The sequence below is a fragment of the Thalassoglobus neptunius genome (assembly GCF_007859735.1).
Taxonomy (GTDB): Bacteria; Planctomycetota; Planctomycetia; order Planctomycetales; family Planctomycetaceae; genus Thalassoglobus; species Thalassoglobus neptunius.
This window is the reverse complement of sequence record NZ_SIHI01000001.1, coordinates 205,720-218,536: the sequence shown is the minus strand read 5'-3', so window position 1 is coordinate 218,536 and position 12,817 is coordinate 205,720. Positions and strand designations below refer to the sequence as shown.

Here is a 12,817-nt window from a genome sequence, read left to right as displayed (position 1 = left end):
GCACGCACCTCTTTCATATGTGGCGGGCTGAGTTGGCTGCTGCGACTCGGAAAAACAGACGCGTGCGTGATCATGATATCGCTGCGCGCAACTGAAATCGCTTCACTCCTCATCCACTACGAGGGAGTCTTGCGCAGCCTGTCTCCGGCGCATTTCATGTGAGTTTAGGAGAGATAGGGAGCAGAATCGTGTAGTTCTGATTGCGCATTCCGTTTCCGGAATTGCGCGTTCGAGCGATTCGTTCGGTTTGACCTGTTCGCGGAGTGGTGTCGATACAAACGAAGACTCCTTCCCTTTTCGAGGGAGTTGGGGCGATCGGGAATGGGAGGAATCGAAGTATTCCTCGCGAGAGAACGATTCGACCGATAAAGACAAGTTGTCGGGCAACAGGAGCGACATCGGATGTCGACACGATTCCAGGAAGAACCTCTTTTGAAGAGTGTGCAGGAACCGTTCAAAATGTGCGGGTTGACATTCATGGCGGTCATGGCATGCGCCTTCGGGACAGTTTGCGGTTTGCCAGCTTATGGGCAATCACCCCATGTCAGACGGCAACCCGATTCCTCACAGATTCGGCAAGTGCAAGCGACCTACGATGCCCGCCGCGCCCTCGATCCACGCATTCAGTCGATGCCCCGATCGGAGCGACGACTCGAAGTGATTGAAGGTCGAAGCCAGCTGGTCATCACGGAACGACGAATTCGCCGAATCGCCTGGTCGGATCCACGAATCATCGACGTCGTCCAGTTCAGCGAGAATGAAATTTCAATTCTCGGTTTAGAACAGGGGACCACCGATCTGTGGTTCTGGTTTGAAGAAGCCGATGGCGAAACCAGCTCGCAACCCTTGATGTATACAGTGACGACGATTCGCGATCCGAGCCTCGATGAAAATCGTCGGATCGAATTCGGACGGATCGAACGCAAGCTGGCACTGCTTTATCCGAACAGTAAGGTCTACCTGATCCCGATGTCTCAGAAGATCATCGTCCGCGGTCAGGCTCGCGACTCGGCGGAAGCGGCCAAAATTTTGAACATCATTCGCGACGAAGTCATTCTTCAGGATGATGGATTTCTAGGAGTTCTCGGTCAAGGAAACGTCGCGAATAGCGACCTGACGACTGACGATTTGAGTGACTATTTCTCTTCAGTGATCATTGATGAACTGGAAGTTCCCGGTGATTTTCAGGTTTCCATTCGTGTGCGAATTGCAGAACTGAGTCGTTCGCAGTTGAGACGCTTGGGAATCGACTGGCGGGTGATCTTCGACAACGGTGCCCAGCGCATCACGCAGACTCTCTCGAACGGAATTCCAACATTGACTGGAATTTTCGAAGCGGGGGACATTTCCGTCATCGTTGATGCTCTGGCATCCAACGGGTCAGCGCGTGTGCTTGAAGATGCACGACTGGTCACGATGAGCGGCGAGCCCGCTGCCTTTCTCTCTGGTGGAGAGTTCGCGGTTCCGACCGTTGTCGGTATTGGCGGAGCCCAGGGCCAGCAGACAAGTTTTCGAGGATTCGGAACTTCGATCATCGCGACGCCGACCATCATCGACAACGACTTGATCCGAATGCAGATCGTTCCCGAACTGAGCAAAATCAACGACAGCAACTCGGTCGGTGGAATCCCCGGGCTGGATGTTCGTCGAGTTCAGACGCGAGTTGAATTGCGTGAAGGACAAACGATTGTCCTCGGTGGATTGTTTTCGCGACGAGAACAAGCTGAGGTCTCTCGAATTCCATTGCTGGGAGAACTCCCGGTCCTCGGGAACTACTTGTTCAACGCCAAGCAGGCGACAGAAGACGAGAACGAAGTGCTCATTATCGTGACTCCGGAAATCGTCAGGCCAATGGACCCGGATCAGGTTCCTCCGCTTCCGGGTTGGTATGTGACTCATCCCAACGATCACGATCTGTACAAATACAACCGAATCGAAGGGAACCCCGACATGGGGAACTACGAAATTCTTCCCTACGGAAACGGTCAAGGATACGGGCAAGACGTTGGTTACAACTTCTATCAACCCTCGCCTTACTCGCAGTCACATCAGACGCAGCAGTTCGGAACAGAGCAAGTTCCGTCAAATGCTCATCCCACGGAAATCCCGGTTCCACCCAACGATGGAACAACATCCTTTCGTCCGATGACACCAAGTCACTCCGGTCACACACTGCCAGGAATGGCTCCGATTTCGACGGAAGTGAGTCGTCAATATCGTTCCGATTCGAACCGGTAATTGTTTGAGAACAGCATTGTATTCGTTCACTCGACATGAGGTTTCGAAACCGCATCGTTTTGAGTTGGCAGGGAGTGTTCTCGGAGTGTTGAGTCAGCGTTCGGAAGTTTCAGGAGTCGAGTTCTCATAGAGCCGAATCCGATGGAGCCGAAGATGCCTCGGCGCTCCTTTTGACTTGTAACAGATTCGTTTCGACCGGAATTTCCAGATCAGAACATGATCGGGGCTTTCCTTCACTATTTCGACAAGGTCGCAGACATGAGCATTCATGCGCGCACGATCCACTCACGTTCATTCTGGTCGCTGGCAGTCATCGCCAGCCTGATCGCGTTCAATGGTTGCGCACATCTGGGGGCGACAAAGAATTGTGATTCGTTCGAATGTAACGTCGCTGGGTGTGACGGGACCGCCTGTCAGGGATCCGCATGTCACGAAGCGAACAACAGTCTCAATGGGAGCGATCATCAATCCGGTCTGGGGAACTCCGGTCTCGCGGGAGAGTGCAATTCCGACGGCAAACGTGGGCATCACAAGAAATCGGTGAACGGCATTGCCAAAGACGCCTGTGGAGGGTGTTGCAATAAGCTGTGCGGTTGGTGCTATCGCAAATCCAATGCTGTGCCGGAGACTCTTCCACTGGGAAGCACGATCCGCGCGTTCGATCAGGTGATGGAGACAAATGCGGAAGCGACGGACTTTATCTTCCATCGAAATGACTTCGTCACGCAGACAGCTCGGCTGACCCCTGATGGACGCGACAAGATCATCGAAGTTGCCGCACGTATGCCGAACACTCCGTTTCCAGTTCTTGTGGAACGCAGCGAGAACAATTCCAATCCGGAGCTTGATGCACTGCGTCGGGCACTCATCGCACGAATCCTCACCGATCTCGGAAACGAAGATGCCCAGATTCGAACAGTCGTGGCACCGGCATACGGACCCGGATATACCGGTCGCGAGGCGGAACGAACCTATTACCAGTCAATCAACAGTGGCTACAATTTCGGGGGTAGCGGGTTCAACAACGGCGGGAACTTCGGAACAGGAATCGGCGGCGGCTTCGGAAGCGGATTCTAGAACTCGCGGCTCGGACAGAGCTGTCACGAATTCTACAATGGCAACATGATTCGCTTCGAACGGATGGGTCAAGCAGCGGCTTTGCGGGCTCGTTTTCGTTCGCGTGGCACGGATTTCCATCTTCGGTGCACCCAGAAATATTGTTCGGGGTGCCGTCGAATCGCTTGTTCCAGTGCTTTTGTGAATCGTTCGGTAATGGCTCGAACTTCGTCTTCGGCTTCAATTTCTCGGACATCCAAGACATCTTCGCAGCCCGCTTCGAAGCGGACCCAGCGTGACTCGTCTTCGTCATCCGGAAGTCGAACTCCGTAACCTGTGACGACCAGGGCATCGTGTTCGATGGCCATGAGTGCCAGAGACCGGAAGGTCGAAGCGGGACGATTGAAGAATTCGACAAAGATCCCGCGTTTCCCGGCGTCTTGATCGCAGAGCAGCCCGAGGTTTCCACCAGCCTGCAAGATCTCGACCATTCCGTCCCATCCGCCTTGTTTCAGCAGAAGCCGGTGACCGGTGACTTCCCGGGTGCGGGCGAACCATCGGTGCAGGTACGGGTTGTCGAGTTCGCGGGCGACGATTCCCATCGGATAGCCGAAAATTCCGAATGTGGCTGTCAGTGCTTCCCAGTTTCCGAAGTGACCTCCGAGCATCAAAATCGTGCGGCCAGAATTGAGGGCTTCGGCACACATCTTTCGATTGCGAAACCGGATGACGTCTCGAAAATTGTCCTTGTGAAGCCGTCTGGGGAATTGAATGATCTCAGCCACAAGTCGAAACAAGTGAACCCACATGCCCTCGATCAGCCGCTCGACTTCTTTGTCGGAGAGATTCGGCCCGAATGCATGTTGCAGATTCTCGGCAGCCACGTGGTAGCGTGTCATTTTCCTTGGGAGAACATTCACAAACACCCAGCCCACGAACTCCGCGATTCGAATTGTTTGTCGAACAGAAAGGATTTCGACGACACAGGTGATCAGCCGGAACGCGGCGTATTCAGCGAGCCAGCGGGCTTTTTGTTTGGTCATTGAAAGTTCATCCTTGAACGTCGCAACTGTTGTGGTGTCAGCCGGTTTTTCATTCGGAAATCCTGAACCGAATGTTCTCAGCGAGAGGATTCTGAAGAGCACTTGGCACACTTCGCTGCCGTTTCTGACGACCACTCCCTGTTCAATTTTCAGTCGAGGGAAAGTTTCGCATGAATGCTGTTTTGCGGTCAATTGATGTTTTGACGGTCACAGTCAGAAGGGGAGCTGAGGCCCTCGACCGAACGGCGTTGGCGGGTTGCTGTTTCAGTCCTGATTTGTTCTCGTTGTTTTGATCCGCGTGCAGTCGCTGAGAGAGGACGTCTTTCGCTACAATCTCCGGTTGATGATTCGCTGGAGGCTGGAAATTGTCCCAAACCCTGGGAATTCCGTGAAACTTTGAGGTGCTCGCGGAGCCACCGGATGTTTGAAGACGATTTGTCGCGGTCATTCGAATCCGTGTGGATCGAAGTCTCTTTTGAAGCGGTCATTGATTCAAAGGCTGTTTCGGAGAGCTTCTCTGACGCGGTGAAACAGCAATAAATTGTTTGCGATATGTTCTGGGAATTTCTTTCTGAGGAACTGAGTCCTTAAAAGAAGATTCCAATCAACTTTTGAAGCCAGAGTAACCAATGACAACGTCTGCTGAAAAACTCGACCAACCCCTGACGATTGGAACCCATCAGCTCGGGTCGAGGTTGATCGTGGGAACTGGAAAATACGAGACATTCGAGCTGATGCAGCAGTGTCTGGCTGCGAGTGAAGCGGACGTGATCACAGTCGCCGTCCGAAGAGAACGTCTTGTTGATGCGGATGGACGCAACATCCTCGATTTTATCGATCTCAATCGGTACACGATTCTCCCGAATACCGCCGGATGTTTTCAGGCGGACGACGCGATTCGTGTTGCTCGATTGGGCCGAGAGATTCTGGAAGGGCTTGAGAATCCCGGTGCCGATTGGGTCAAACTCGAAGTGCTGGGAGATAAGAAGACACTGCTCCCAGATCCCGTTGCCACTTTAGAAGCGACCGAGAAACTGGTTGCGGATGGCTTTCAGGTGCTGTGTTACACGACTGATGATCCGATCACAGCCAAGCGTCTCAAAGATGCTGGAGCAACATCTGTGATGCCAGCGGGGAGCCCGATTGGAAGCGGGCAGGGGATCTTGAACTCGAACAACCTGAGAATCTGCCTCGAGTATCTCAAAGAGGATGACCCTGACTACCCTGTGATCATCGACGCGGGTGTCGGGACAGCGAGTGATGTCGCTGTGGCGATGGAACTGGGATGCGATGGTGTGCTTCTAAATACTGGAATCGCCAGTGCCCGCAATCCGCTTCTCATGGCTGACGCAATGCGGCATGCCTGTCTCGCGGGACGAATGGCTTACCACGCAGGGCGGATTCCGAAGAAGCTCTACGCGACCGCTTCCAGTCCGGAAACAGGGACGATCGTCGATTAGAGCAAGTTGCTCTTGCCCGTGCACTCGCTTGAACTTTTTCGTCAGGAAAAAGGCTGAGTTTGCTCGTGCGAGTGAGTGCAAACTCAAACAGAAAATGCTCGAGACGATGTTCCATTGCTTCGACGTCGCCCGAAAGTCTCACTTTCGATCATTGCTGCTTTTGCTCGCCTCCGCAGCGTTTCTGTCGGAGGCATTGCTGCGAAAGCGTTATTGAGCGGAGCGCCATTGGTACTGCAGACGCGGTGATGGAGCGACTGAAGCTGGGGCCGAGACGGGCTTGCGCCGAATTTCCTCAGCTTTTTCAACGTCGCTGTTCGGTGCAGCACGGACTGGCTCGGCAACGGTCGCTGTTTCAGTGACAGCTTGCGCGGGAGTTTTCGAGAGCGGCGCTGGTGGAACCGCGACCGGTTGAATGGCTCGCGGCGTTGGCTCCTGGGAAGTCGTTGCGAAAGGACGAGGCGCACCGGCAGGCGTTTCTGTCTTGGAGACCTCGACGACCTCAAATGATTCGAGGTCAAGGATTTGTGCTGCTTCGATCGTCAGATCTTGCTGGTCAGTCATTTCGATTTCCATCGAGATGGGATTGACCGACATGGAGGTTTCTTCCTCCGGAACAGGCAGCGGGATTTCGGTTTCCGGAATTTCCGTCGGCTTCAGTTCAAGCGGTTCGGGCGGAGACGGGACGGCCTCCGGGAAGGTCGATTTCAATTCGTCTTCGAGTTCCCGTTCGAATTCCTGTGGAAGATCTTCGATTGGCGGACTCGGTGGAACAACATCGCTGTTGACCGGGCCTGTTTGAGGCCGGGAAGGCGATGGAATATACCGATCCGGATACACGGCAACGGGCGGGCAATAGTGCTTCCCGCACATCTTGTGGTTACACCGAATCCGTGTCAGGTCCAGTTTTTCGATATAGAACCGATCGAAATAGCACTGGGTATCGGCGATGCGGTCGATGCAGTCACCGTATCGTTCCGAAATCTGAAAACACTGGCATCCACTGACGAACAGTGCGACCAGGAGAATGGGAATGCGATGAACTGTCATGAGGCCATATCTCAAAGTACGGAGAAATTCCTGTCGTAGCAGTTACATCGGTTCTATCAGGGAATCAACTTTCCCAATTGATGTTCGATGTGGGGGGAGAGCGCCGATTTTTTCAAGACAATCTGTAGAGTTGACCACCTTTAACGCTTTGAAAGGCAATTTTTGCCGATTCGGCCGTCAATCGGCAGATTGACGTTCGCAGCTTGCAGAAGTGAGCTACGGTTTATTGAGCACTTTTGATTCTGCTTTCGTCTGCCTGTCATTTCGAATCGGGCTAAAACATTGAAACGAAGTGCTCAAGCAGGGGCACAGGAACGAGCACCTTGCTCAGAAAGCTCGGATCGCATCAATGGAATTCGTACCATGACTCCCTCAACTCATGACATCATGAAATTTGAGATCACTTTCGATGTGGAAGAGATTCCACGAATCGTCGAAAGGATCAAGGAATGTCACGGTCTTGCTTTCTCGGCATTCAGCGGTTGTCCGATTTCGCTGACGAAGAGTCTCGAACGCCGCGGAGAATCGCGTGTTAAGTTTGACGAGCCGATTTATATCTATCCCATTGAGATGAATGGAAATCAGGCTGTTTCCGTGACGCCTCAACCGATCGTGGGAATCACACGCGATATTTCTCCCCATGGGGTCGGATTTGCGTTTGATCAAGCCATCGAGACCGAATACGTCATTGCCGAGTTCGATCTGTACGGAGATGGTCAGGTCGGGCTTTTGCTTGATGTCCGCTGGCAGCGTCAGACAGACAAGTACGCGTTCATCGGCGGGGGGTTGATCATCGGGCGAGCAAAACTGCACTCTTAGACCATTCGCATGGTCATTCTGCGCTCGACGGAACTTCTTCGAAGATTTGTCCCACTGCTTATTCGGGAAAATCTGTGCTCACCCGACTGGGAAGAGACCGGGATCGAGGAATTTTGCTTCGACTCACGCACAGTTTCATTGCGCTGACAGCTTCAATGTTCAATGAGCTGACAGTTTTCATGAACTGCCAATTAAATGAGTGCCAATCAGGGTTAACGCGCTGACGGTCACGGTAGTCCGTTGAGCTTTCGCATGACCCATTCCGCTGTGGCGACGATTGAGAAGATCGCCAGAATCGACCAGTGGCCCCAGAGTGGAATTTCCTCGCGAATCGAGACGGTTTTGTTGATGTTTCGAAACAGTTCCGGAATCTGATCGACTTCGTGCAACTGAAAGAACTTCCCGCCGGTCTGTGAAGCGAGTTGTTCAAGCAGTTCCCGATTTGTGCTGATATCGGCAAGTTCCTGAGAAACGACTTCATTGACGATCAGCACCGCTTCGATTTTCTCCTGATCATCGCTGAATCCCGGAACATCGAGGCTGACTCGGTATTCTCCCGGTTCCAGATCGCCGATCGTTCCTTCGTCAATGGGTGGTTTGGAATGCTGTCTTCGAAGCGGAACCCGTCGATGAAATTCGGGATCGGTCGGAGACTCAATCACAGCGAAGGCTGCGACGTCCGGGTTTTGCTGAAGAAACTGTTCGACCCATCGTGCTTGAAAGACGGTCGTTTCATCTTCTGAGATGACCGACGGAGATAAGGAAATCCGGGCGAGATCATTGCTTCCGGAAGCTTTGAAGTTGATCGCCCATCGAATCAGCTGGCCCCAGAACCGGTGATGGTATTCATCGCCGACACGGAATCGCCATCGCCATGTACTGTCGATTCCAATCCACAAGACTTGCCCGGACCCAATATGTTGCTGCACGATGAGACCGGAATCTCGTTCATCTTCGAGAGTACGATTTGCTCCGGGAATCGCTGCTGTCGCCATCACCGTGGCAGCCCCTTTGGCTCGACCAGTGATCCCCCAACTGTGTCCGGGTAAAGTTGCCCAAATCTGGCGTGACAGGTTCCAGTCGTCGCTGAGCTGAAACATCCCCAGTCGCTGTCCGTCGGGTGTGATGGAAAGTCGAAACCCTCGCCGTTCTGGAGGTTCTGCCTGGTCGACACCATGAAGATCGATGACTCGCAGACGTTCAATCGGAAGTAAACTGTCGACAATGGTTCCTCGATAGCTGTTCGGGAATTCCTTCTTGCCTGCGGTCAGAACAAGAGTGCCGCCCTCTTCTCGGACGTATTTCTCGAGCTGCTTCCATTCCTCCACGGGCATGTGATGAGGAGAGACGTCACCAACGATGACGCAATCGAAGTTGGAATATCGTGTCGTGGCGAGATTCCCAGGCCCTCCGTTTTCGGGGCGGAGGCCTTGGATGTCGTTGAGAAAGAATGGTTTCTGAAGGACTCCCAGGAACGGTTGTTCGAATAGAATCTTCTCAACAGTGACGCGTTTGTCTCGTTCCAGAGCCGTCGAGAGAAACCGAAATTCCCATCGTCCAGAGTTATCGATCAGTAAGACTTGTGCACTGTCGTCGATTACGTCGATTGCGAATTCACGTGCGTTGTTGTCTTCGCGAAGTTCATCCTCGGCTGGGCTCGTTCGCAATCGAAAACGATGTCTTCCCACGGGAAGTTGGTCCAAAGTGAAGTCAACTTCCGTCGTCTGGGTGTTGATATTCACGGTTTGTTCGATGGGATCACGCTGTGGATCATCGACCCAGTCGATGAAAACGGTGACATCTTCGTTGTCGAATCCGAACGATTGCAGGATTCCTTTAACCGTCGGAGTGTCATCCTTGAAGACTGTTTCACTCGCTTCAACATGAGTGACAGAGAGGTCTCTCGGTCGGACTTCTGATCCAAGGACGACAGTATGGACGGGAACATTAAGGTCGGCGATCCGTTGGACTAACTGGTCCATCGAGAGATCGGACGTGTCGCGTCCATCTGAGAATACGACCAATCCCTGCAGGGGCGTTTCTGCGTTAGGGCTGGCAAGTGCTGCCCGCATGGCCTCCATGAGAAACGAGGAGTTGCGAGGAACTTCAATCTTCGGAGCAGCGATCAGTTTTTTGAGAGCAGCCTGATCCGTCGAGTTGTAATCGACCGCGAACATGGCCACTTCAGCGTCGACAAGTTGAGAGAGCTGATCAAGAAATGAGTTTTGAGGGCCAGCGAGGGAACGCAGAGCGAGTTCCAGCCGGGAATACTCCGTGACGTTTTCCAGCGTCTGGTCGATATCCGCCTTACGGAGTTTCGCGAGCTGCTGCCGTTTTTCCGGATCGGGTTCTTCTTCAACACTCACCCAGGTCGGGGAGTTGCCCGATTCGAGTTCTTCCATCCAGCGGTCGACACGCTCTTGTGCCTCTTCGTTTCCAAAGACTCCCATCGACCGGGCCCAGCTCAGTTTCTCCTTGAGACTGGCGTGACTGTCGTGCGTGTCCATGCTTTCGGAGATATCCAAAGCGACGAGCACTCGTCCCGAACGCTCGTCGTCATAACTCCACGTCCACATCGGTTCGAGAAGGGTGAGGAAGAGAATCAGAACAAGCAACAGCCGAAGCAAAAGCAACGTCCGCCCGAGCCAGGAGGAAATGAGTTGGCGTTCGTATTGATGCAAGATGGCGATCAGGCCGACAGCGGTTCCGCATCCCAAACTCAGAAGAAGTGTTTCAGAAATCGAATCTGTTCGCAGAAAGACGAGTTGCCACTTGTCGAACATTGAGTCGGCAATCGCCGAGATCGCCGTCGCTGTGCACAATGCAACGACAACAAACCCGATGCTGAGCAACACGAATCTCAACCACCGCATCAATGAATTCTTCCTGCTTCGGTGAACTCGCTTTGGTGAACTCGCTGTTCATGACAGCCCGAACAAGTGCCTCACTCTTGTCCGATCGCCGAATCGGTTTCACTCTGCAGTTCGATGAGTTGGTTCGTTCGAGTGAAAAAGTTCTGAAACGTGATCGAAGTCGTCTCTGTCTTCGATGATTGACTGACGAGAACGGGTCAGTCCTGTTCTTCGACCGCCTTTTTGTACTCCATCAAGCGGCGATTGTAGGAGGCGATGACTTCCTTGTGCCGAAGTGTTCCCAGCAGTTTTCCTCGATCAACGGAATCGACGACCGGAAGTTCATCAATGGCGACAGCTGTAAAACACCGCAGAGCGGTATTCAAATCGTCGTCAGGGGTGACACAGACAACGCGTGAAGTCATCACGTCTCGCGCGTTGGCGAGCTTCCACAGTGTTTCATCGTACAGATAAGAACGAACGTCGTCACCTGAAAAGATTCCAATCATGTTTCCGTGCGAGTCGACCACCGGAAAGTAGTGCTGTCTCGTTTCGGCAATTTTGTGAACGATATCAGCCAGTGGCATTCCTTCGGGAATCAGCACCAAACGCCGTTTCTGATGGAAAACGTCTTTGACAGAAATTCCTTCGAGGACATCGACGAGAAAGTCCCCGCGATGGGCAGGGGATTCGAGTCGGGTGGGAACCTGTTTGGAATAGAGTTTCCACGGCCGCCCCATCACGAATGCCAATGTTGAAACCCACATCGTCGGAAGAAGCAGCCCGTATCCTCCGGTCATTTCGGAGACCATAATAATGGTCGAGAAGGGGGCGTGGGCACACCCGGCGAAGAATCCGGCCATCCCAACGATCGCAAAAGATTCCGGATTCGGAACGAGTTGGGGCCAGATGTCATGAAAAACTAAGCCCACAGCCGCACCGACACATCCGCCAATCACCATCGAGGGACCGAAAACTCCCCCCGAACCTCCGGATGAAATCGTCAGTGACGTCGTCAGAATCTTGACTCCGGCAATGGCCAGTAGCAGCGGAATTCCAACATCCGATGCTGAAGTCAAAGCGGTCTGAAGTGTGCCGTAACCTGTCGCGAGAACAGCGAGTGTGTGTTCTTCGCTGTCCCAGAAATAGAAGAGAATAACTCCAAGAGTCCCCGCTAATCCTGCCCCGAGGGCCGGTCGCAACACTCTTGGAATCGGCAGCTTCGCAAAGAGCGAATGGATTCCGTAGAACGTCTTGATATACGCCACTCCGAAACCAACGAGAAAGACTGCGAGAACCGCGTACAGGAACAATTCCATCGGATGCCCGGCAGTGTAGGTCAAATCGTTGCCGAACAATGGAGTGTGATGAGTCCCTTCCGGAAGCCAAAGTCCATAAACGCTATATCCGATAATCGACGCAGTAGCAGCCGGGATAATGACTTCAGCTTCGAAATCACTCTCGCTGTAGAGGATCTCAGCTGCGAACAGCGCACCTGCGAGAGGAGCACGGAAGACAGCTCCAACCCCCGCGCCCATTCCGGCTGCGAGAAGAATCCGCCGGTCGCGCGAAGGAAGTTGAAGAACCTTTCCGAGATACGATCCGAACGACGCACCGATCTGAGCAATGGGGCCTTCCCGTCCGCCCGATCCGCCTGTTCCAAGCGTAATTGCTGACGAGAGCGTTTTGACGAAAGGGATTCGTCCTCGGATGCGACCACGCTTATTGTGAAAGGCGTCGATGGCCGCGTCGGTCCCGTGTCCTTCTGCCTCTGGAGCAAACGTATACACAAGCCATCCGGAAACGAGTCCGCCAATGGACATCACAGCCACGATCATCCACGGAGAGAATCCGGTGTGTTCGTGGTGGAAAAGCGAATTCTCACCCATCGCTTCGGGCGGAGAGTACCCAGCGATTTGGTAAAGAGTGTAGTGGATGACGAGCTGGCCGAGGATTTGAAAGATGATTCCCCCAACACCTGCAACGATGCCGACCACGATCGAAAGAAAGGTCCACTTTCCGGAAACCTTCCAGTCCAGACCGGTCACAAATTTCGCAAGCATTATTCCGTCAGTACTTTAGGGAGATTTCAATCGACAATTTCAAAGATCTTAACGCGATTGATCGCGCATAACGGCGAATTGTTTGGAGATTTGCAGACTTCTTCAAGAGTGATGCACACAAACTCTCAAACATCTCAGTTTCTAGACTGAGGATAGGGGAAGAGGTCCGTGTCATGAGATCAGTGCGGACGAATACTTGACTCACTATCGGCTGTTCTGCAGTTTGGATTGTTCTGCAG

Annotated in this window: 9 protein-coding genes; 4 read left to right on the top strand and 5 right to left on the bottom strand. The window is 53.1% G+C overall.

Features of this window, described 5'->3' with window-relative positions; all coding sequences use genetic code 11:
• Positions 1–154: 154 nt before the first annotated feature.
• Positions 155–412 (bottom strand): hypothetical protein, encoded by a 258-nt coding sequence (locus KOR42_RS00840; RefSeq protein WP_146506736.1) that lies wholly within the window; start codon positions 410–412, stop codon positions 155–157.
• On the opposite strand from KOR42_RS00840, the gene KOR42_RS00835 reads away from it, so the two are divergent.
• Entirely contained in the window at positions 403–2,238 is a 1,836-nt protein-coding gene (locus KOR42_RS00835; RefSeq protein ID WP_146506735.1) for a type II and III secretion system protein family protein, read from the top strand. The genes KOR42_RS00840 and KOR42_RS00835 overlap by 10 nt on opposite strands.
• A 258-nt stretch (positions 2,239–2,496) precedes the next feature.
• Complete coding sequence (locus KOR42_RS00830) at positions 2,497–3,315, top strand: hypothetical protein (RefSeq protein WP_146506734.1); 819 nt, start codon at positions 2,497–2,499, stop codon at positions 3,313–3,315.
• A gap of 68 nt (positions 3,316–3,383) precedes the next feature.
• Here KOR42_RS00830 and KOR42_RS00825 read toward each other — a convergent pair whose 3' ends face one another.
• Positions 3,384–4,439 (bottom strand): lysophospholipid acyltransferase family protein, encoded by a 1,056-nt coding sequence (locus KOR42_RS00825; protein WP_261342036.1) that lies wholly within the window; start codon positions 4,437–4,439, stop codon positions 3,384–3,386.
• A gap of 527 nt (positions 4,440–4,966) precedes the next feature.
• Between KOR42_RS00825 and KOR42_RS00820 the strand changes: the two genes are divergently transcribed.
• Positions 4,967–5,797 (top strand): thiazole synthase, encoded by an 831-nt coding sequence (locus tag KOR42_RS00820; RefSeq protein ID WP_146506732.1) that lies wholly within the window; start codon positions 4,967–4,969, stop codon positions 5,795–5,797.
• Positions 5,798–6,004: 207 nt separating this feature from the next.
• Here the strand turns inward: KOR42_RS00820 and KOR42_RS00815 are convergent, their stop codons facing one another.
• Positions 6,005–6,844: a hypothetical protein gene (locus tag KOR42_RS00815; protein WP_146506731.1), complete on the bottom strand. Its 840-nt coding sequence runs from the start codon at positions 6,842–6,844 to the stop codon at positions 6,005–6,007.
• Positions 6,845–7,207: 363 nt separating this feature from the next.
• Between KOR42_RS00815 and KOR42_RS00810 the strand changes: the two genes are divergently transcribed.
• Positions 7,208–7,663, top strand: coding sequence for a hypothetical protein (locus KOR42_RS00810; RefSeq protein ID WP_146506730.1), 456 nt, complete (start codon positions 7,208–7,210; stop codon positions 7,661–7,663).
• A 227-nt stretch (positions 7,664–7,890) separates the two neighbouring features.
• Here the strand turns inward: KOR42_RS00810 and KOR42_RS00805 are convergent, their stop codons facing one another.
• Together KOR42_RS00805 and KOR42_RS00800 are read right to left on the bottom strand one after the other, a co-directional pair.
• Positions 7,891–10,536, bottom strand: a complete 2,646-nt coding sequence (locus KOR42_RS00805; protein WP_146506729.1) for a hypothetical protein — start codon at positions 10,534–10,536, stop codon at positions 7,891–7,893.
• Positions 10,537–10,733: 197 nt separating this feature from the next.
• Positions 10,734–12,578, bottom strand: coding sequence for a chloride channel protein (locus KOR42_RS00800; protein ID WP_146506728.1), 1,845 nt, complete (start codon positions 12,576–12,578; stop codon positions 10,734–10,736).
• Positions 12,579–12,817: the final 239 nt, after the last annotated feature.

Excerpts from the sequence above, each read along its gene's own strand:
- KOR42_RS00835 (WP_146506735.1), top strand. The coding sequence starts at position 403 with ATGTCGACACGATTCCAGGAAGAACCTCTTTTGAAGAGTGTGCAGGAA.
- KOR42_RS00830 (WP_146506734.1), top strand. The coding sequence starts at position 2,497 with ATGAGCATTCATGCGCGCACGATCCACTCACGTTCATTCTGGTCGCTG.
- KOR42_RS00820 (WP_146506732.1), top strand. The coding sequence starts at position 4,967 with ATGACAACGTCTGCTGAAAAACTCGACCAACCCCTGACGATTGGAACC.
- KOR42_RS00815 (WP_146506731.1), bottom strand. The coding sequence starts at position 6,844 with ATGACAGTTCATCGCATTCCCATTCTCCTGGTCGCACTGTTCGTCAGT.
- KOR42_RS00810 (WP_146506730.1), top strand. The coding sequence starts at position 7,208 with ATGACTCCCTCAACTCATGACATCATGAAATTTGAGATCACTTTCGAT.
- KOR42_RS00805 (WP_146506729.1), bottom strand. The coding sequence starts at position 10,536 with ATGCGGTGGTTGAGATTCGTGTTGCTCAGCATCGGGTTTGTTGTCGTT.
- KOR42_RS00800 (WP_146506728.1), bottom strand. The coding sequence starts at position 12,578 with ATGCTTGCGAAATTTGTGACCGGTCTGGACTGGAAGGTTTCCGGAAAG.